General features: G+C 60.6%; 17 protein-coding genes and 2 pseudogenes. 13 read left to right on the top strand and 6 right to left on the bottom strand.

Features of this window, described 5'->3' with window-relative positions; all coding sequences use genetic code 11:
• Positions 1–23 precede the first annotated feature (23 nt).
• Together G6N82_RS12425 and G6N82_RS12420 are read right to left on the bottom strand one after the other, a co-directional pair.
• Entirely contained in the window at positions 24–1,124 is a 1,101-nt protein-coding gene (locus G6N82_RS12425) for an FAD-dependent oxidoreductase (RefSeq protein WP_165198227.1), read from the bottom strand.
• Positions 1,124–2,089 carry an alpha/beta hydrolase gene (locus G6N82_RS12420; protein ID WP_165196895.1) on the bottom strand — a complete coding sequence of 322 codons (966 nt, stop codon included), beginning with the start codon at positions 2,087–2,089 and terminating at the stop codon, positions 1,124–1,126. Before G6N82_RS12420 ends, G6N82_RS12425 begins: the two co-directional genes overlap by 1 nt.
• 89 nt (positions 2,090–2,178) lie before the next feature.
• Here G6N82_RS12420 and G6N82_RS12415 point away from each other — a divergent pair, with 89 nt between their 5' ends.
• The 7 genes from G6N82_RS12415 to G6N82_RS12385 all read left to right on the top strand — a co-directional run bounded on the left by G6N82_RS12415 (position 2,179) and on the right by G6N82_RS12385 (position 9,505).
• Positions 2,179–2,670: a prepilin peptidase gene (locus G6N82_RS12415; protein ID WP_165196893.1), complete on the top strand. Its 492-nt coding sequence runs from the start codon at positions 2,179–2,181 to the stop codon at positions 2,668–2,670.
• A gap of 84 nt (positions 2,671–2,754) precedes the next feature.
• Positions 2,755–3,834 carry a Flp pilus assembly protein CpaB gene (gene cpaB / locus G6N82_RS12410; protein WP_165196891.1) on the top strand — a complete coding sequence of 360 codons (1,080 nt, stop codon included), beginning with the start codon at positions 2,755–2,757 and terminating at the stop codon, positions 3,832–3,834.
• Positions 3,835–3,911: 77 nt separating this feature from the next.
• Positions 3,912–5,456: a type II and III secretion system protein family protein gene (locus G6N82_RS12405; protein WP_165198225.1), complete on the top strand. Its 1,545-nt coding sequence runs from the start codon at positions 3,912–3,914 to the stop codon at positions 5,454–5,456.
• An 18-nt stretch (positions 5,457–5,474) separates the two neighbouring features.
• The gene (locus G6N82_RS12400) at positions 5,475–6,119 is read left to right on the top strand and encodes a CpaD family pilus assembly protein (protein ID WP_165196889.1); all 645 of its coding nucleotides are present in this window, start codon (positions 5,475–5,477) and stop codon (positions 6,117–6,119) included.
• Positions 6,120–6,122: 3 nt separating this feature from the next.
• The gene (locus tag G6N82_RS12395; RefSeq protein ID WP_241255099.1) at positions 6,123–7,469 is read left to right on the top strand and encodes a pilus assembly protein CpaE; all 1,347 of its coding nucleotides are present in this window, start codon (positions 6,123–6,125) and stop codon (positions 7,467–7,469) included.
• 30 nt (positions 7,470–7,499) lie between these two features.
• Positions 7,500–8,471, top strand: a complete 972-nt coding sequence (locus G6N82_RS12390; RefSeq protein WP_165196888.1) for a type II secretion system F family protein — start codon at positions 7,500–7,502, stop codon at positions 8,469–8,471.
• A gap of 17 nt (positions 8,472–8,488) precedes the next feature.
• On the top strand, positions 8,489–9,505 hold the full coding sequence (locus tag G6N82_RS12385) for a type II secretion system F family protein (RefSeq protein WP_165196886.1): 1,017 nt from the start codon (positions 8,489–8,491) through the stop codon (positions 9,503–9,505).
• Positions 9,506–9,796: 291 nt separating this feature from the next.
• Here the strand turns inward: G6N82_RS12385 and G6N82_RS15325 are convergent.
• Together G6N82_RS15325 and G6N82_RS12375 are read right to left on the bottom strand one after the other, a co-directional pair.
• Positions 9,797–9,886: pseudogene (locus G6N82_RS15325) on the bottom strand (MarR family transcriptional regulator); the annotation flags it as partial.
• 192 nt (positions 9,887–10,078) lie between these two features.
• Positions 10,079–10,952 (bottom strand): annotated as a pseudogene (locus G6N82_RS12375) (crotonase/enoyl-CoA hydratase family protein).
• Positions 10,953–11,392: 440 nt separating this feature from the next.
• Here G6N82_RS12375 and G6N82_RS12370 point away from each other — a divergent pair.
• The 4 genes from G6N82_RS12370 (at position 11,393) to G6N82_RS12355 (ending at position 12,565) form a co-directional block, all read left to right on the top strand.
• Positions 11,393–11,602 carry a cold shock domain-containing protein gene (locus G6N82_RS12370; protein ID WP_206520200.1) on the top strand — a complete coding sequence of 70 codons (210 nt, stop codon included), beginning with the start codon at positions 11,393–11,395 and terminating at the stop codon, positions 11,600–11,602.
• 58 nt (positions 11,603–11,660) lie between these two features.
• On the top strand, positions 11,661–11,843 hold the full coding sequence (locus tag G6N82_RS12365) for a hypothetical protein (RefSeq protein WP_165192552.1): 183 nt from the start codon (positions 11,661–11,663) through the stop codon (positions 11,841–11,843).
• A 238-nt stretch (positions 11,844–12,081) separates the two neighbouring features.
• The gene (locus tag G6N82_RS12360; RefSeq protein WP_165196882.1) at positions 12,082–12,294 is read left to right on the top strand and encodes a cold-shock protein; all 213 of its coding nucleotides are present in this window, start codon (positions 12,082–12,084) and stop codon (positions 12,292–12,294) included.
• Positions 12,295–12,361: 67 nt separating this feature from the next.
• A complete protein-coding gene (locus G6N82_RS12355; RefSeq protein ID WP_165196880.1) occupies positions 12,362–12,565 on the top strand; it encodes a hypothetical protein in 204 nt (67 codons plus the stop codon).
• Between the two features lie 99 nt (positions 12,566–12,664).
• Here G6N82_RS12355 and G6N82_RS12350 read toward each other — a convergent pair whose 3' ends face one another.
• Complete coding sequence (locus tag G6N82_RS12350) at positions 12,665–13,450, bottom strand: SDR family NAD(P)-dependent oxidoreductase (RefSeq protein ID WP_165196878.1); 786 nt, start codon at positions 13,448–13,450, stop codon at positions 12,665–12,667.
• Positions 13,451–13,479: 29 nt separating this feature from the next.
• Positions 13,480–14,649, bottom strand: coding sequence for an acetyl-CoA C-acetyltransferase (locus G6N82_RS12345; protein ID WP_165196876.1), 1,170 nt, complete (start codon positions 14,647–14,649; stop codon positions 13,480–13,482).
• A gap of 502 nt (positions 14,650–15,151) precedes the next feature.
• Here G6N82_RS12345 and G6N82_RS12340 point away from each other — a divergent pair.
• Both G6N82_RS12340 and G6N82_RS12335 read left to right on the top strand, forming a co-directional pair.
• Positions 15,152–18,235, top strand: a complete 3,084-nt coding sequence (locus G6N82_RS12340; protein ID WP_165196874.1) for a TonB-dependent receptor — start codon at positions 15,152–15,154, stop codon at positions 18,233–18,235.
• A gap of 125 nt (positions 18,236–18,360) precedes the next feature.
• Positions 18,361–18,657, top strand: coding sequence for a hypothetical protein (locus G6N82_RS12335; protein ID WP_165196872.1), 297 nt, complete (start codon positions 18,361–18,363; stop codon positions 18,655–18,657).
• Positions 18,658–18,705: the final 48 nt, after the last annotated feature.

Genomic DNA, 18,705 nt, shown 5'->3' with positions numbered 1-18,705 from the left:
CCGCGATTCCAAAAAGCTAGGGGCTAGATTTGCCTGAACCGATGCGGCGAATAGACCTGCGGATCGAGTGTCGCAGTCATTGAATCCCGCGCCCGATCGAGCACCAATTGCGCACCAAGGCGCGCTGCAGCGGGCGCAGTCTGGATGCCGTAGCCGCCCTGCCCCGCGAACCAGAAAAACGCGGCATTGGCCGGATCGCGGCCATAGACCGGCCTGCGGTCAGGCGCGAAGCTGCGCAAACCTGCCCATTTGCGTTCGACGCCCAGCACGCGCCAGTCGGTCACCTGTTGCAGCCGGTCGATCGCAATGGCGACATCGAGTTCTTCCGGGGCGACATCCGCAGGCGGCGAAGGTGTCTCGTCATGCGGGCTGAGCCACAGCCGCCCGCTTTCAGGCTTGAAATAGAAGCTTCCGGCAATGTCGAGGCACAGCGGCAATTCATCTGGCGGAGGGGGATCAACCCGCAACTGGGCCACAGTCCGGCGATAGGGTGTAATGCCAAGCGGACTTACCCCTGCCAGCGCTGCTATGTGATCGGCCCAAGCGCCGGCTGCATTGACCAGCAAAGCGGCTAACAATGATCTCCCGTCCCCGAGACCTATTTCCCAGCGCCCGCCTTCGAACGCCAGCGAAGCGACCCGCGCCCGGCAGTGAAGCGATGCACCAGCCGCCTTGGCGCGCTTGAGGTAATGCGCATGCAGCCCGGCAACATCGATATCGGCGCAACGCTGCTGCCAGATCGCGCGGTCCCATTCTGGCGATAATCCGGGCACCAGGCGATCCAGCTTTTCGCCATCGATCCGCTCGAACTCCGCGCCGCTGTCGGCAAAGCTGGCAAAGAAACTCGCGATCTTCGCCTCGTCCCCGGCGCGCGCCAGATAGAGCGCCCCGCGATCCTTCAGGAAGCCATGCTCGCGCAGATAGGGGCCGGAAGCCAGTGTGAGTGGAACGATTTCCGGCCCGCCATAGCATTCTTCCCAGAACGCAGCGGACCGGCCTGTCGAATGATATCCCGGCATGTCTTCGGCTTCGAGTATGACGGTATGTGCCGCATTGCCGATCTCGGCAGCAATGCTCGCGCCCGCCATCCCGGCGCCGACAATCGCAATATCGAAATGCCCGATCACTTGTGCGGCGCAACCCTGTCAAGGAAACCCGCAATGGCCTGCATCGCCCGGTCGCGCACCGGATCGACTTCACGCAGGATTTCGTGATGCGCCTCATTGCCAAATCGGACCAGCTCGGCACTGGGCAAGCGCCGCGCCGCTTCCTCGATTGCTGACATCGAGACGAGTTTATCGTTCGATGTCCCGATCAACAGCACCGGGATATTCACGCGTTCAAGCTTCCCCGGGGCGAACAGCCCGCGCATCGAATCATAGGCACGCTCGACCCAACCCCAGCTTCCGGGGCCCATCACCAGCTCGCTCCGATGCTCACGCCACCAAAGCTCGTCCTCGTACCGATCGTTATCGTGACTCAGCAGGTCCTGGCGCGAAGCTGGAACCTCGCCTGGCTTCTCGCTCCACTTCCACGCCGGGCGCTTGGGATCCCCGACCAGCGTCATCAGCTTCGCAGCGGCATGCCCGATCACCGGCGGGATCGACCCGACAAAGCCCAGCATCGGCGCTGAAAGGATCAAGGCATCGGGATCGACCCTTCCATCGGCCACGCCGCGCAGCACCAGGTGCCCGCCCATGGAATGCCCGGCCAGGATGTGCGGTGCGGGTGTGGTCGCCTGCCAATCGGTCCAGAACTCGGCGAGGTCATTCACCCAGGTTGCAAAGTCATCGATGTGGCCGGTTACCAGATCGCTCCCCAAGCGGCCCGATCCAGCTTGTCCACGCCAGTCGGCTGCAGTAACCCGCCAGCCAGCCCGGTGCCATTCTTCCAGCGTCTCGAGATATTTCTCGTAATTGTCGCCACGCCCGGGAAAAAACAGGATCGACCCGCGCGGCGCGGCGCCTGCGACGGCGCCCGGCCAGTCGATCCGGCGCAGCTCATGACCATCTGGCGCAGTCCACAAGCTCTCCTGCGCGTCAGACGGTATGGCCCGGCGATTGATCCCTGAAACTGCGGCTTTGTTCACGTGACTAATTTCACCCCTCCGGGCGTGGTTACTTTTTAGTAAGTGCTTGCGTTTAGCAAGGGCCTCCAAGGGGAACCATTGGGGGCAACATGCTCGCGGACTATATTCACTACGGACTGCTGGCGGGCTTGGCAATCGCACTGCTGTTTGCCGCCTTCACCGACCTGCGCCGTCGCCAGATCGACAACTGGCTGAATGCCGGCATCGCCCTGGCCGCACCGATCTTCTGGTGGTCCAGCGGCCTTTCGCTGTGGCCGGGCGTGGCGCTGCAGTTTGGCGTTGCGCTGGCCGCCTTTGCCGTCTTCGCCGGCCTTTTCGCGCTCAAGATGATGGGCGGCGGCGATGTGAAACTGCTGACCGCGCTCGCGCTTTGGATCGAGCCGACCTGGTTCCTCAAACTGCTGGTCGTGATGGCGCTGACGGGCGGCGTGCTGACCGTCGTCATGGGCGCCTGGCACATCATGCGGCGCGAACGCGACCGCATCAAGATTCCCTATGGCGTAGCGATCGCGATCGGCGGCCTATGGGTGCTTGGAACACAATATCTGCCGGCGGCCCAAAAGACCGCCGGATTGGGATGAACCTGATTTTAACCAGTTCACGAATAAACGAGTGAACCATTCCCGCCCGCAAGCAATCGGGCCGAACTAGGGGGCTAAGAAGCCATGGATAGGAAGAAGCTGGTTTTGCTGCTTGGAGCGCTGGTCATCGCGATCGGCACCGCATTGGCAGCCCGGAGCATGTTTGCCGGAAGCCCTGCGCCGGAAGTGGCCGCAGCTCCGGTGCCTCAAGGGCCGAAGGTTCTGGTGGCGCAGCGCGCGCTGCCGACCGGCACGATCATCACTGCAGACGCCATCAGCTTCCAGCAGTGGCCTGAGGAGCTGGTCAAGGACGCCTATTTCATCGATGGCGAAGCCGACATCAACAAGCTGCTGGGCACGGTCGTGCGCCATCAGATCACAGCTGGCGAACCCGTGACCCAGGGCTCATTGGTGAGCCCGGGCGATCGCGGCTTCCTGGCTGCGGCGCTTGGCCCGGGCATGCGCGCTGTGACCATCCCAGTGTCCGCCAAGACTGGCGTTGCCGGCTTTGTCTTCCCTGGCGACCGGGTCGACCTGGTGCTGACTCAGACCGTCAAGGGTAGCGAAGGCCAGGATCTCAAGGCAGCTGAAACCGTGCTGCGCAACCTGCGCGTGCTAGCTACCGACCAGTCGACCGAGCAGACAACCAATGAAGAAGGCAAGACAGTGGTCCGCGCGTTCGGCACCGTCACGCTTGAAGTAACCCCGAAGATCGCTGAAAAGGTTGCTGTCGCACAGACCATCGGCACGCTCAGCCTGGCCCTGCGTTCGATCGCGGACAACCAGGCCGAACTGGAGAAGGCAATCGCATCGGGTGACGTGGTGATCCCGAACGATGCCACGCCGGAAGAAGAAGAAAAGCTGATCCGCGCTGCGATGGCCCGCCCGGTCGACAAGGGCGCGACCTTCAGCACCGGCGGCGATGTCTCGCGCTTCCAGCGCCGTTCGATGCCGCCGACCGGTTCGCCTGCCGTCGCAGGGTCAGGTGCTCCAGCCTATGCCGCAACCGTTCGTTCGGTCCCGACCGTTCGCGTGACGCGCGGCAAGAACACCACTGCAGAACCGGTCAGCGGTGGCGTTGGCGGGCTTGTAAACCAGCAGTCATCGGCGATGTCTCAGGCCGGACGCACCGTGCCTGTGGCCGGCGCGATGCTGGTCAAGTGAGGGGACGGACAATGACCTTCTTTACCAAGAACGACAGCGCCGTCCTGGCCAAAGCAATCCAACCGAGGGGCAAGACCATGAAACGCCGCCTTACTGCAAAACTGCTGCTTGCCAGCCTGGCCGTTGCGCCACTGGCCGGTGTGCCCGTCACCACTGCGATTGCGCAGTCGGTTTCCAGCCCAGCCGATGACATCGTCATCTCGATCGGGCGCGGCGAACTGATCACCATTCCCGGTGCCATGGCCGATGTCTTCATTGCTAATGACGCGGTGGCGGATGTCCAGGTCAAGTCGCAGCGCCAGCTCTATGTGTTCGGCAAGGCCGGTGGCGAAACCACCATCTATGCCAGCAACAGCCGCGGCGATGTGATCTGGTCTGCCAATATCCGGGTTGGCTCGAACATCGACAGCATCGACCAGATGCTGGCACTGGCGATGCCGGAAGCAAAGATCGGCGTGGCCACCATGGGCACCAACACGGTGCTGCTGACCGGCACCGTCAAGGCACCGGAAGATGCCGCCGAAGCCGAGCGCCTGGTGCAGGCCTTTGTCGGCGAGGACTCCAACGTGATCAGCCGCCTCAAGATGGCAACGCCGCTGCAGGTCAATTTGCAGGTACGCTTTGCTGAGGTCAGCCGTTCGCTGGTTCGCACAATCGGCGCAAACCTGCTTACTGTCGATCAAACCGGCGGGTTTCAGTTTGGTGTCTCGACTGGCCGCGCCTTCGCGCCGCAATATTCGCCTGGCAGCCCGGCTGGTCTTGGAGTGGGTCTAACCGAGGGACCTTCAGGCGGCTCTGTTGTTACTGGCGTTGCAAACGGAACCACGATTGGTGCCTTTGGCAAGCTGCTTGGCCTCGATATCGGCAGCGCACTTGACCTTGCCGAGCGCGATGGTCTCGTCACCACGATCTCGCAGCCGAACCTGACGGCGCTCTCGGGCGAAACCGCCGAATTCCTTGCAGGCGGCGAATTCCCGATCCCGACCAGCCAAGGGCTGGGCGCGACCGCGATCGAATATCGTAAATATGGCGTAAGCCTGGCCTACACCCCGACTGTTCTGGCCAATGGCCGGATTTCGATCCGGGTCCGTCCGGAAGTGTCGGAGCTGTCAAGCCAGGGTGCTGTTACGATCGAGGGTTTCCAGATCCCGGCATTGACCACTCGCCGTGCGGAAACGACGGTTGAGCTGGGTTCGGGCCAGAGCTTCATGATCGCGGGCCTGATGAGCAACAATGCCCAGAACACGATCGACAAGGCGCCCGGTGTGGGTGACCTGCCGATCCTCGGCAATCTGTTCCGCTCGCGTTCGTTCCGCCGGGGCGAAACCGAACTGGTTATCGTAGTGACGCCGTATCTGGTGAAACCGGTCAATGCCAGCGACATCAAGCTGCCGACCGATGGCTTCCGCGCTTCGAGTGAGCTGCAGCAGTTGCTGGGCTATCGCGAGAATGACGGCGTGAGCGGCGAGGCCCGGCCCGGGCCGACCGCCACGGACAAGCAGGTACCGCCGCCCAGCGTAGGCTCGGTCACGCCTGATGCCGTCGCGCCGCGCCGCACGGAAGATGATCAACGCAACAAGGATCGCCGCGCCGAAGCCGCGACTCCTGGCTTCAGCCTCTAATCGGGAAAGGTGAGAACAATGCCCTTTGCAAATCACAGCAAGCTGGCAGGTGCCCTTGCCCTTTCACTTGGCCTTGCGCTGGGTGCTTGCGGCGGGATGCCGACCAACAAGAGCCTCTACAGCTTGAAGCAGCCGGTGGTCGAACGCACCAGCTTTACCTTCGATGTGCGGACCAGCGAGAGCGGGTTGACGATCTCGGAACAGCAGCGCCTCGATGGCTGGTTCGAGACCATGGAGCTTGGCTATGGCGACCGCGTATCGATTGACGATCCGCTGGTCAGCGAAGCGACCTATGACGCGGTTGCCGAGCTTGCCGGACGCCGCGGGATCCTGGTCGAGAACGGAGCCCCGGTTACATCGGGTTCGGTCCAGCCTGGCTACGCCCGCGTTGTCCTGACCCGCTCTAGCGCATCAGTACCGGGTTGTCCGGACTGGTCGGCCAAATCGGACATCAACCTCGAGAATGCGACCAGCCCCAATTACGGCTGCGCAACCAACAGCAACCTTGCTGCCATGGTGGCCAATCCCCAGGACCTGATCGAGGGCCAGAAAGGCACGGGTGAAACTGTCATCATGAGCTCGACGAAGGCAATCGAAACCTTCCGTGAACGAGCCCCGACCGGAGCCGCTGGTCTTTCCAAGAACACCACTGAAGGAAACTAAGCCATGAACGCGCCTTGGAAATCCGGCATGCCCGGCAATCGCGATCCCTTCGCTGCCTATATCTGCGACGATGCCGCGCTCGACGTATTGCGTCCGGTCGTCATCGAAATGGGCTGGCAGCCGGAGAAGTGCAATAAGGGTGGCCTGCGCAACGCTGTGCAGTCCCTCAGCGTCAGCGCGAGCCCCAACATCCTTCTGGTTGACCTGTCGGAAAGCGGCGATCCGCTGAATGACATCAACGCCCTGGCCGAGGTTTGCGAACCCGGTACGGTCGTGATCGCAATCGGCCAGGTCAACGATGTACGGCTTTATCGCGATCTGCTGGCCAGCGGCATTCACGATTACCTGCTGAAGCCGCTTTCGGCCAGCCAGGTGCGCGATGCGCTGAACCAGGCACATGCGGTCTTCACGTCTCCGCGCAACCAGGATGGTGAAGTGGTCAAGCACCACATTTCGACTGCCATCATCGGGACCCGCGGCGGTGTGGGTGCATCGACCCTGGCGACCTCGCTGGCCTGGCTGTTCAGTGACGAGCACAAGTCCCCCACGGCCCTGCTGGACCTTGACGTCCACTTCGGCACCGGCGCACTTACGCTCGATCTCGAGCCTGGACGCGGCCTGACCGATGCGATCGATAACCCGAGCCGGATCGACGGCCTGTTCATCGAACGCGCGATGATCCGCGCCAATGACAATCTGTCGATCCTTTCGGCAGAGGCGCCGATCAGCTCGCCGCTTATGACCGACGGCGCTGCCTTCGTGCAACTGGAGGAAGAGTTCCGCCAGGCGTTCGAGATGACGGTGGTCGATCTGCCGCGCAACATGCTGATCAACTTCCCGCATGTTCTGGGCGATGTGAACCTGGTGATCGTGATGGCGGAAATGACGCTGGCCTCGGCCCGCGACACGATCCGCATCCTTTCCTGGCTGAAAAGCAATGCCGCGCATGCCCATACCATGGTGGTCGTGAACAAGGTTCAGTCAGGCACTGCAGAGATCAGCAAGGCTGATTTCGAGGCTTCGATCGAACGCCAGATCGATTTCCAGATCCCGTTTGATCCGAAGGCGGCCGCCAATGCAGCCAAGCTGGGCCAGACCTTTGTCCAAGCCAATCGGTCCAGTCGCGCAAGCGCCGCGATCAAGCAGATCGGCGAGCGGGTTATGGGCGCGAGCAGTGAAGGTTTCACCAGCGAAACTGCTGGCAAGAAATCCCTGCTTGGCAGCTTCGATCTGAAATCCTTGCTCGCGAAAAGGGCAAATCCGAACCCGCGACAGCGGATGCGGAATGAGTGGCCGAAGGTTCGGCGCGGGCTCTCTAATGCTCACGCCGGCCTTCAGCTGAATTTGTGATCTGACGATAAGGAAAGGCGGGACAATCGCATGGATACTCTCCAGCTCCTGCTATTGAGCGGTGTCATCATGTCCGTCCTGGTGGTCGGCTATATGCTGGTTACCGGTACCTCTGCCGGCAAGGCGCGGCAGCGTCGTCTGCAGGCAGTGCGCTATCGCCATTCCGAAAGCACCGATACCAAGGTTGAATCCCAGCTCAAAAAGGCGATCGCCGCGCGCAAGCCGAAAATGCACAAGGTTGCAGGCTCCGGTTCGCGTATCGCGGCTCTCGCCGTCAGGCTCGACCGGTCGGGCAAGAAGTGGACCCTGTCCCAGTATTTCTATTCGTCTGCCGGGATTGCGCTGGCGACGGCAGTGCTGGTCTATTTGCGTTCCGGTGCGCTCCTGCTTTCGCTGGGTGTCGGTGTCGCAGTTGGTGCGGGGATCCCGCACATGGTGGTCAATCACTTCATCAAACGGCGTACGAACCAGTTCAATGCCAAGTTTCCCGATGCCATCGAGCTGCTCGTTCGCGGCCTGCGCTCAGGCCTGCCGGTGACGGAAACGCTGGCGGTCGTGGCGCAGGAAGTTCCCGGCCCGGTGGGTGAGGAATTCAAGAGCATCGTCGAGCGGATCAAGATCGGCCGCACGATGGAGGAATCGCTGCAGGAAACCGGCGACCGGCTGGGCATTGCAGAATTCAACTTCTTTTGTATCACGTTGGCGATCCAGCGGGAAACCGGCGGCAATTTGGCGGAAACGCTTTCCAATCTTGCCGATGTTTTGCGCAAGCGCGCGCAAATGAAGCTGAAGATCCGTGCAATGAGCTCGGGATCCAAGGCATCCGCCTACATCGTCGGGTCGCTGCCCTTCATCGTCTTCGGCATGATCTTCTGGATCAATCCGGACTACCTCAGCGGCTTCTTCAGCGATGATCGGCTGATCGTGGCAGGCCTTGGCGGCATGACTTGGATGTCGATCGGCGCCTTCATCATGGCCAAGATGGTCAGCTTCGAAATCTAAGCGAGGGAAACCGAAACATGTTGAACACCCCTCCCGGCCCCACGCTTCTCGGCTTCGACGTCATGCTCGTCGGGACGATCCTCGTTGCCATCGCCGCATTTGCCGTCCTCACTGCCATCTACGCCGCGGTAACCGTGCGCGACCCGATGGCAAAGCGCGTCAAATCGCTCAACGAGCGGCGCGAGGAATTGAAGGCGGGCATCGTCACCTCTAGCGCGAAGAAACGCACCAGTCTGGTGCGCAAGTCGAATGCGACGAGCAAGGTGAAGCAGCAGCTGGAGGGCATGAAAGTCCTGCAGCAAAGCCAGCTTGAGATTATCCAGCAAAAGCTGGCCCACGCCGGCTATCGCAACAAGGAACTGGCTGTCTTCGTGATCGGCGCCCGCATGGCGCTGCCGATTGTGCTGGGCCTGACGACATTCATCCTGCTCTACGTGGTCGAGATCTATCCCGACTGGGTGTGGAAGAAATTCATGGCGCTCTCGCTGGCGGTCTTCCTTGGCTACAAGGGCCCGGAAATCTACCTCAAGAACCAGGCGACCAAGCGCACCCACGAAATCCGCAAGGGCCTGCCTGACGCGCTCGACTTGCTGGTGATCTGCGCCGAAGCCGGCCTGACCGTGGACGCCGCGTTTAACCGCGTGGCCAAGGAACTGGGCCGCGCCTATCCTGAACTGGGCGACGAATTTGCCCTGACCGCGATCGAGCTCTCCTTCCTTAGCGAGCGAAAGAAAGCCTTCGATAACCTCGCCTATCGCGTCGATCTCGACTCGGTGAAGGGCGTGGTCACCACGATGATCCAGACCGAACGTTACGGTACGCCGCTGGCTTCCGCGCTGCGCGTGCTGTCAGCCGAATTCCGCAACGAGCGCATGATGCGCGCCGAGGAAAAGGCGGCGCGCCTGCCGGCGATCATGACCGTGCCGCTGATCCTGTTCATCCTGCCGGTGCTGTTCATCGTCATCCTTGGCCCTGCGGCCTGTTCGATCGCCGATGCCTTCGCCGGCAACGGCCCGGCCGGCCCGCCCCGCTAGGGCAGTAACCCAGCCATCTCGCAATCGGGGGAGACCGGGGCCGCCATGCGCTAGCTGCGTGAGGCGGCCCCCATCTTTGAGGCCTGCGCAAACACGCGTTTCAGCAGTTCGCGAAAGCGCTCGCTCTCCCCCTTCCCCCAGCGTCGAAAAGATCTCGGCCTCGATCGCGCGGGCAAGCGGCATCACCTCGCCGTGGATCGACCGCCCTTCATCGGTCAGCTCAAGCAGGTGCGAGCGCCCGTCATCGGTGTTCGGCCGCCGCGCCACCAGCCCGCGATCCTCCAGCACCTTGCAGGCGCGGTTGACCGCGACCTTGTCCATCAGCGTGGCTTCGGTCAGTTCGCGCTGGGTGGCCGAACCCGCATCGCCCAGCACAGCCATGACGCGCCATTCGGCGATCTTCAGCCCGAAGCGCGCACGATAGCGCCGCGCGATCAGGCTGCTGACCGCATTGGACGTGACCGAAAGCTGGTATGGCAGGAAATCTGCCAGCCGCCCGTTTGCTTTCCCTTCTGTTCCCATGGTCATGGGTTACTAGTGCAGCGAGCCGCGCTGGCAAGTGCGCAGCGCATTTCAGCGATATTCCGCTTCGTCCCACCAGGGATAGAAGTCGGGCATGTCCGCGCTCACCTTGCCCGGATAGGCCGGCGGGCGCTTTTCAAGGAAGCTGGCGATGCCTTCCTTTGCATCGGCCCCGCGGCTGAGGCGATAGATCGCCCGGCTGTCGATCCGGTGCGCCTCCATCGGATGCTCGCCAGCGGAAAGCCGCCACATCATCGCCCGGGTCATCGCCACCGAAATGGCCGAAGTGTTATCGGCGATCTCGCGCGCCAATGCCATGGCTGCATCCATCAGCTCGCCTTGCGGGTGGACCGAACGCACCAGGCCGCGTGCCTTGGCTTCGGCCGCGTCGAACACTCGCCCGGTGTAGCACCATTCGAGTGCCTGGCTGATCCCGACGATGCGCGGCAGAAACCAGCTCGAGCAAGCTTCGGGCACGATCCCGCGTCGGGCAAACACGAAGCCATAGCGCGCATTGTCTGCCGCCAGGCGAATGTCCATCGCCAGTTGCATGGTCGCCCCGACCCCCACGGCTACGCCATTACATGCTGAAATCAATGGCTTTTTCGATTCGAAGAGACGCAAAGTCAGCAAGCCTCCACCGTCGCGCACCTTGGGAACGGACAGGTCGGCAACTTCGGTCGGGTCGGAGAAGACATGCCCGCCCCCCTTCGGGCGTCAGGTCCGCCCCGGCGCAGAACGCCCGCTCCCCCGCCCCGGTAAAGATCACCGCGCGCACATCGTCATCGGCGTCGATATCGTCCATCGCCGCCATGATTTCCTGCCCCATCGTGCGGGTATAGGCATTCATTTTTTCGGGCCGATTGAGCGTGATGGTGGCGATGCCATCAGCCTTTGCGACCTTGATTTGCGTGTAACCGGTCATGCTGTCTCCGTAGTGTGTGGAACACCGAAGCGGGTGTTTTAAAAAACTTCGCCATGCCCGCAAACTCGCAGAAATCCGCGGTTCCGAAGGCCAATCGCGATCCGGAATTGTCACCTTCCGTTCTTGCGGTGTCCGTTTCCATAATCGCCGCCATCCTGCCTCTTCGAACTCCTCGGAGCAAACGGGAAAAGGATAGGGGTGGAGGAAGGTGTAGGAAAGTGGATGGTGCGCATAGCGATCGGTCTTGCGCGCTTGTCTTTCCGTCCAGGTATTTCCCGTCCGGATTGTAATTGGGCAAATCGTCCCCATCTCGTTAGCATCCACCAGTCGCAATCGACGGTATTGAGCGCGCGCGCAAGCAGCGCTTCTTCCTTCTTTTTCGCCTTAAGCCGGTTTGGCTTCGCCAATCGCGGATCGCCGCGGCAAAAAAGAAGGAGCAAATGATGATTCACGGCAAAGTGCAGACATTCAACCGCATCACCGGCACGGGCTTTATCAGCCCCGACGCAGGCGGGCAGGTTCTGCCATTCCGGCAGATCGACGTCTATCGCCGGGCAGGTGACGAAGTGCGGGAGCAGCAACGCTTCAGCTATGAAATCAGTCGTGATTCCGATGGCGAGGAGCAGGCGATCAATCTCCGCCCCGCCTGATTGCCGCATCTGGCGTTCAATCCGCGCGACCCACAGAAATCCAATCGGGAGAAGGTCAATGGACCTCAATCAAATACTCTACCACCACCAGATTGCGGTCATGAACCGGCAAAATGCACAATCAAAAGAAGATCGGTTGGCCCAATTCGACCTTGTCGAATATTACTCCAAGCGGCTTCGCGAATTTCGGGTCGATGCTGGATTGCCGCGCTATGTCTGGCCGGATGCCTGCACGGCCTGATAAGGTCGGGTCATGGCATGCGACCGGCGATTTATTTCGCCTTCCCGCCCTTATTGTGCTAGTCAACCAATGCTGACGTCGAAATTTGCGACGGACTTCGGCTTTTGATTTACCGCCGCTTGCTGCGCTGCAGCCCCGGCGTTAACCGGACGACGACTTCCTTTCATGTGACGATTTGACGCACGACCCGTTCGCATGTCGCGAGCGAGCAACCATCGTTTCTTGAAAGGAAACAACCATGAGCAAGACTGGAACAGTCAAATTCTTCAACACCGACAAAGGCTATGGCTTCATCCAGCCCGACGACGGTTCGTCGGACAGCTTCGTCCACATTTCGGCAGTCCAGGCCGCGGGCATGACCACGCTCGATAAGGAACAGCGCCTTAATTACGAGGTCGAAACCGGCCGCAATGGCAAGGAAAGCGCAGTCAACCTTTCGGCTGCCGACTGAACCAATGACCGGGTGCGGTGGCATACCCCCGCACCCACCGGTCCCACTTGCTGCCAAGGAGCGCGCAATGGCTGACAGCTACCAATTCTACAAGGAACGCGCCGATGCAGCGGCCGCCGCTGCCGAGCAGGCGACGCTTGAAAATGTCCGCGAGCGCGAGCTGCGCGCAGAGAAAACCTGGCTGGGGCTAGCCAATCAGGCACGGGCTGTTGCCGTGCAGCGTGAAAAGGCTGAACGCGAGAAGGCGGAACGCCGGTCTGCCGAGGCTTAGGCCTGCAAAAAGCCCCCCACCTTGGTCGGCGGAGGGCTTCCTACCTGTTTGCTCCTGCCAAGCGGGAGCGTAACGGAAAGTTGCGGCCGGATTCCCGGCTTAACGCGGCGCCATCCGAATCGCGCCGTCGAGCCGCACATCTTCACCATTGAAATAGCCGGTTTCGATCATGCACAGCGCCAGCTTGGCGTATTCGGTCGGGATGCCGAGCCGCTTGGGGAACGGCACCGATGCAGCCAGCGCATCGCGCACGTTCTGCGGCGCGGCGGCGAGCAGCGGAGTGTCGAAAATGCCCGGCAGGATGGTGTTGACGCGGATGCCCTCGTTCATCAGGTCGCGCGCGATCGGCAGGGTCATGCCGATAACGCCGGCCTTCGAAGCCGAATAAGCCGCCTGGCCGATCTGCCCATCCTCGCCCGCAACCGAGGCAGTGTTGACGATCGCGCCGCGCTCACCGAATTCGTCGAGCGGGTCGAGCGTCAGCATGCCCGCCGCCGACTTGGCGATGCAGCGGAAAGTGCCGATGAGGTTCACCTGGATCACAAAATCGAAGGCCGAGATCGGGAAGTGCTTGATGCTGCCGTCTTCCTTGCTGCGGCTGGCGGTCTTGATCGCGTTGCCGATCCCGGCGCAATTGACGAGGATACGCTCCTGCCCGTGCGCTTCGCGGGCCCTGGCGAAGCCCGCATCGACGTCATCGTCGCTGGTCACATTGACCTTGCAGAACACGCCGCCGATTTCCGCGGCCATGGCGTTGCCCTTTTCCTCGTTCATGTCGAAGATCGCGACCTTGGCGCCTTTCGCCGCTAGCGCGCGCGCGGTAGCCGCGCCCAGGCCAGACGCACCGCCGGTGACCACTGCAGGGGTATTGCTGCCAATTTCCATCAGTATTTTCCTCTCAGGATTGGGGGGATTTAAAGCGCTTCGACAATCGTAACGTTGGCGACGCCGCCGCCTTCGCACATCGTCTGTAGCCCGTATTTCTTGCCGTGGCGCCGCAGCGCGTGGACCAGCGTGGCCATCAGTTTGGTGCCCGAAGCGCCCAGCGGGTGGCCGAGCGAAATCGCGCCGCCATGGACATTGAGCCGGTCCGGATCGGCACCGGTGTGCTTGAGCCAGGCCAGTGGCACCGATGCGAAGGCTTCGTTGACTTCGAACAGGTCGATATCGCCGATCTTCATGCCCGCCCGCTCAAGCGCGCGATCGGTCGCGAACAGCGGCTCTTCCAGCATTATCACCGGATCGCCCGCGGTCACGGTAAGGTTGTGGATGCGCGCCAGCGGGGTGAGGTTGTGGCGCTTGAGCGCTTCCTCGCTCACCACCAGCACCGCCGAGGATCCGTCGCAGATCTGGCTGGCGCTGGCAGCGGTGATCGCGCCGTCGGGGCTGAGCAGCTTGACGCCCGCGATTCCTTCCAGCGTAGCGTCGAAGCGGATGCCTTCATCAACGGTGTGCATTTCGGGACCTTCGGGGGTCTCGATTTCGACCGGCACGATCTCGTTCTCGAACGCGCCCGCCTGCGTCGCGGCGATGGCCTTCTGATGGCTCGACAGCGCGAATTCGTCGAGCTGGTCCTTGGTGAAGCCGTGCTTCTTCACGATCATCTCGGCGCCCATGAACTGGCTGAAGTTGATGCCGGGGAACTTCTCCTCGATCCCCGCAGCCTTGCTGTAGAGGCCTTCCTTCATGTGAAACGTCACATTAGAGCCCATCGGCACCCGGGTCATGCTTTCCACGCCGCTGGCGATCACCACATCCTGCGTGCCGCTCATCACCGCTTGCGCGGCGAACTGGATCGCCTGCTGGCTCGATCCGCACTGGCGGTCGATTGTCACCGCCGGGGTCGATTGCGGCAGCAATTTGGAGGCGAGCACGCCCATGCGGCCGACTTGCATCGCCTGTTCACCGGCCTGGCTGACGCAACCAGTGACAACGTCGTCAATCGCGCCGGGATCGATCCCGCTGCGCTCTACAATGGCGTCCAGCGACTTGGCCAGCAGGTCGACCGGATGGACGCCGGCCAGGCGCCCTCCGCGGCGGCCGCCGGCAGTTCTTACGGCTTCAACGATATAGGCTGTGGTCATCTCTCTCGCCTCGGTGATGTATCGGTTCTCGTTAGCAATGGACGAACGCGCGTCAACTGGGCGCGCGCTCCCGCATGCAGCCCAAATGGACGATTCGTCTCAAATTGCAACCGAGTGGAATGGATAGGTGCAGAGCCCGCGGCGTTCCGGCCACAAATGCGAGGGTCGGCAAGAAAATTGCGAGAAAGATCAGCACAGAGTAACAAAAATAGACATTCATTCTACGGTCACTCCGCAGTGTTGCATTGGTGTAACACGGTGTCTGCAATTTGCCCTGATGGGCCGAGAATTCTTTCTTGTTGCGATCTATGAGCGTAGTCCGCGCATCAGGGAAAGCCCGTCGGCTAGGCAAGCCACCGAAAGGCTGCCTGGCGGGATCGTCCGGAGGAATTGGCCGGGAGGGACGTCTGAGATGCAGATTGGCATTTCGGAACTCATCCCAGCCAGCAACTGAGCAATTGCAGCCTTGCGATCGCTCACATTCATAAGGGTACAAAACCAAATGAAGAAATCCACACAACTCCGACTCAGCGCCGGTACGCTGGCAATCGGCATGGCAATTGCCGCACAGCCAGTCTTCGCTCAGGATGCCGATGAAGGCGCGGAAGCAGAAACTAGCAGCGCAATTATCGTCACAGGTTCGCGTATTGTTCGCCCGAACCTCGAGTCACCCAGCCCGGTTGCGGTTGTAACGGGTGATGAAACAGTTGAGCAAGCCGACATTACGCTCGAAACCTACCTCAACACTCTGCCGCAGGTTAACCCGGCCGGTACCTCAACTTCGAACAACCCCGGCAACGGTGGCCAGTCGAACATCAATCTGCGCGGCCTCGGCGCCAACCGCAACCTGGTTCTGCTTAATGGTCGTCGTCCGATGGTGTCTGACTCGTCGCAGCGCGTCGACATCAACACCATTCCGCAGGGCCTGATCGAGCGCGTTGAGATCGTCACCGGCGGCGCCGGCGCGGTTTATGGTGCAGACGCTCTTGCCGGTGTTACCAACTTCATCCTCAAGGACGACTTTGAAGGGGTTGACCTGCGGGCCACATATTCGAACGTTCTCGATGAATGGGACGGAAAGGAATATCAGTTCTCAGGCACGATCGGCGGCAATTTCGCTGACGGTCGCGGCAATATGGCGATCTCCGTCGAGCACTCGTCGCGCCAAGCTCTGCTCAAGGGCCAACGCGGATTTGCTGCCCAGGCTACCTCGACCACTGGCACCTTCCCGACCGGTTCGGTCCGCGATGGTTCGAACCCGTTTGCACAGTCAGCGATCGATGCCCTATTCCTTGGCTACGGCTCCGCCCCGAAGGACATTCCGGTTTCTGGTACTTCGAAGATCGCTTTCAACACGGATGGTTCGCTGTTCGGCGTCGGCATCTTCAACAGCCCGGTCGATGTGACCAACTTCCGTGACGGCGTTGATTCTGCTGCAAATCCGAACCTTAACTACTTCCCGGATTTCTACACCTACAATTTCGACATCATCAACTATCTCGTTCTGCCTTATGAGCGCACCAGCGCGTTCCTGACCGGCCACTACGAGATCAGCCCGGCCGTCGAAGTGTTTGTGCAGGGTTCGTGGGTAGAATACACTTCCGCAACCGCTCTTGCGCCGACCCCGATCGGCACCCGCGTTGAAAGCCTTTCTGGGACAAACCCGACGCGGGCCAAGTCGGCTCTGATCGAGCCTGGCAGGAACGTAACTGCGCTGCTCGTCCCTGTGACCAATCCGTTCATTCCGGCCGATCTGGCGACTCTGCTGGCCTCGCGTACCGGCAATGACGCAAACATCGTTGGTTCGGGCGCCACTGAAGCGTTCACAATTGCGAAACGCTTCCTGCCCACCGGCCTGCGTCAACAAAACTTCAACAACGAAGTTATCCAGGGTTTGATCGGTCTTCGTGGCGAGATCGCTCCCGGGTGGCGCTATGAAATCTACGCATCGAAGGGCCGTACCACGCAAGACGTGGATCTGGACGGAAACGTCGATGTGCAGAAGGTCCAGAACCTGCTTGAAGCAGCCGATGGCGGCGCCTCGCTTTGTACGGGCGGTTTCAACCCGTTCGGTGCCGGCCAGCCGTTCTCGCAGTCTTGTATCGACTACGTTTCAGCTCCTGCTTCAACCACGACCAAGTTCAACCAGGAAATCTATCAGGCTTACATTGCGGGCAATGTGACCGAGCTTCCGGCTGGACCTTTGTCGATTGTCCTTGGCGCCGAACAACGTAAGTTCGATTATTTCTACGATGCTGGATCGTTGAGCGGCCCGATTGCCGGCTTCAACACAGGCACCAACGACAAGGGCACCAACAAATTCACTGACTTCTTTGGGGAAGTGAACATCCCGCTCGTCTCTGACAGCTTCGTTCAATACGCCGAACTTTCGTTGCTTGCTCGTAACTCGAAGAGCGATTTCAACGATATCCAGAACGGGATTGACGGCGAAAGCCAGAGCGACTGGACCTATGGTGCAACGTTCACGGCCGACGTGAATGACTCACTCCGCGTCCGCGGGAGCTATCAGCGTGCAGTTCGTGCACCGAACTTCGGTGAACTGTTCTCGGGTGGTGGCTCGTTCCCGCAATATTTCGATCCCTGCTCCACAACCAGCAACTTCCGCCAGAGCGGCGGCGCTGCAGCCCGTCAGCTTTGTATCGATGCAGCTGCGTTCGGAACGAACTTCAGCCAGTCGGCTGTCGACGCCTATGCGCAAACTCCTGGCAGCCAGGTGTTCCTTGGCTATACCGGCAACACCGATCTGAAGCCTGAAAAGGGAACGACTTTCACCCTTGGTACAGTGTTCAATGCTTTCGGCTTTACCGGCTCGCTGGACTACTACAACATCAAGGTGACGGACGCGATCCTGCAGCCTGACCCGAACATCCTGATTGCAGCCTGTTTTGGCCTGCTGCCGGGAACGAATGACAGCTTGAGTGCATCAAGCCCGTACTGCGGTGGCTCGGATGGCGGCTTCTTCCGCGTTCCGGACATTCTGCAGATCGTCCTTCCTTCGGCATTGGGTGGTGACGCTTCTGGCTACTTCACCTTCCAGAACCAGGGCAAGTTCAAGACCTCAGGTCTCGACTTCCAGTTGGCCTACAACCTGCCGACCGAGTTCATCGGTCCGGAATCGTCAATCGGTTTCAACCTGATGGTGAACTATCTGATCGATTATAAGGTCGAAGAGCTTCCTGGTGTCACGATCGACTATGCGGATACAGCATCTTACTTTGGTGCTGGCTTGGGAACGAGTTTCCCGCGCTGGAGAGCCAACCTGCAGACCGACTTCAGGATCAACGAAAACATCAAGCTTGATACCCGCATCCGCTACATCGACGGGATGAAAAACCGGGCTGCCGTGCAATATGTCGGAGAAACCTTTACCGGCCCTGGTACGGCAGTCTATGTCGATACCGCGCTTGAGTTTAAGGTTGACCCGCTGACCTTCCGCGTGGGCGTGAACAACCTGTTCGACCGTGGTCCGGAAGAATACGCTCCGAACTCACAGTCGGGTACCGATCCGTCGCTTTACGACATTTATGGTCGCCGGGTGTTTGTGTCGGGCCGCATTCGGTTCTGATCTCAAGATCGACTTGAGACTTGAAAGGGGCGGGCTTGTGCTCGCCCCTTTTTTGTTTCCCTATGCGTATTTAGGTTGTTAGCCTTCAATCCTGTTCCGCCTCGAGGCTAGAATTGGAATGATACATGAAATTGTTCTTATCGCTCATAATCTGCCTAAGCTTCGGCGCTACTGTAGCAGCGCAGGATTCAAGTCGCACCGCCGGACAAGAAGCTGAACCCCAGGCTGAGGTTTCGACCAAAGCTGGCAACACCGCTGATAAAGGCAAGAAGATCTGCAAATATGAGCAACGCACCGGATCGCGCTTTCAAAAAAGGCTCTGCCGTACAGAAGAGGAATGGGAAGCGATCGCAGAAGCTGCCAAATCCGGTCTGGACGAAATGCGGCGGCAACCGCAGGGAATGCCCGATGGTTCGAACTAACCCTGTTCTCACTCGACCTTCCATCTTCAGTCCCACTGCTGGATGGCT

The sequence above is a fragment of the Altererythrobacter sp. BO-6 genome, from assembly GCF_011047315.1.
Taxonomy (GTDB): Bacteria; Pseudomonadota; Alphaproteobacteria; order Sphingomonadales; family Sphingomonadaceae; genus Erythrobacter.
This window is presented reverse-complemented; position numbering and strand designations above follow the sequence as displayed.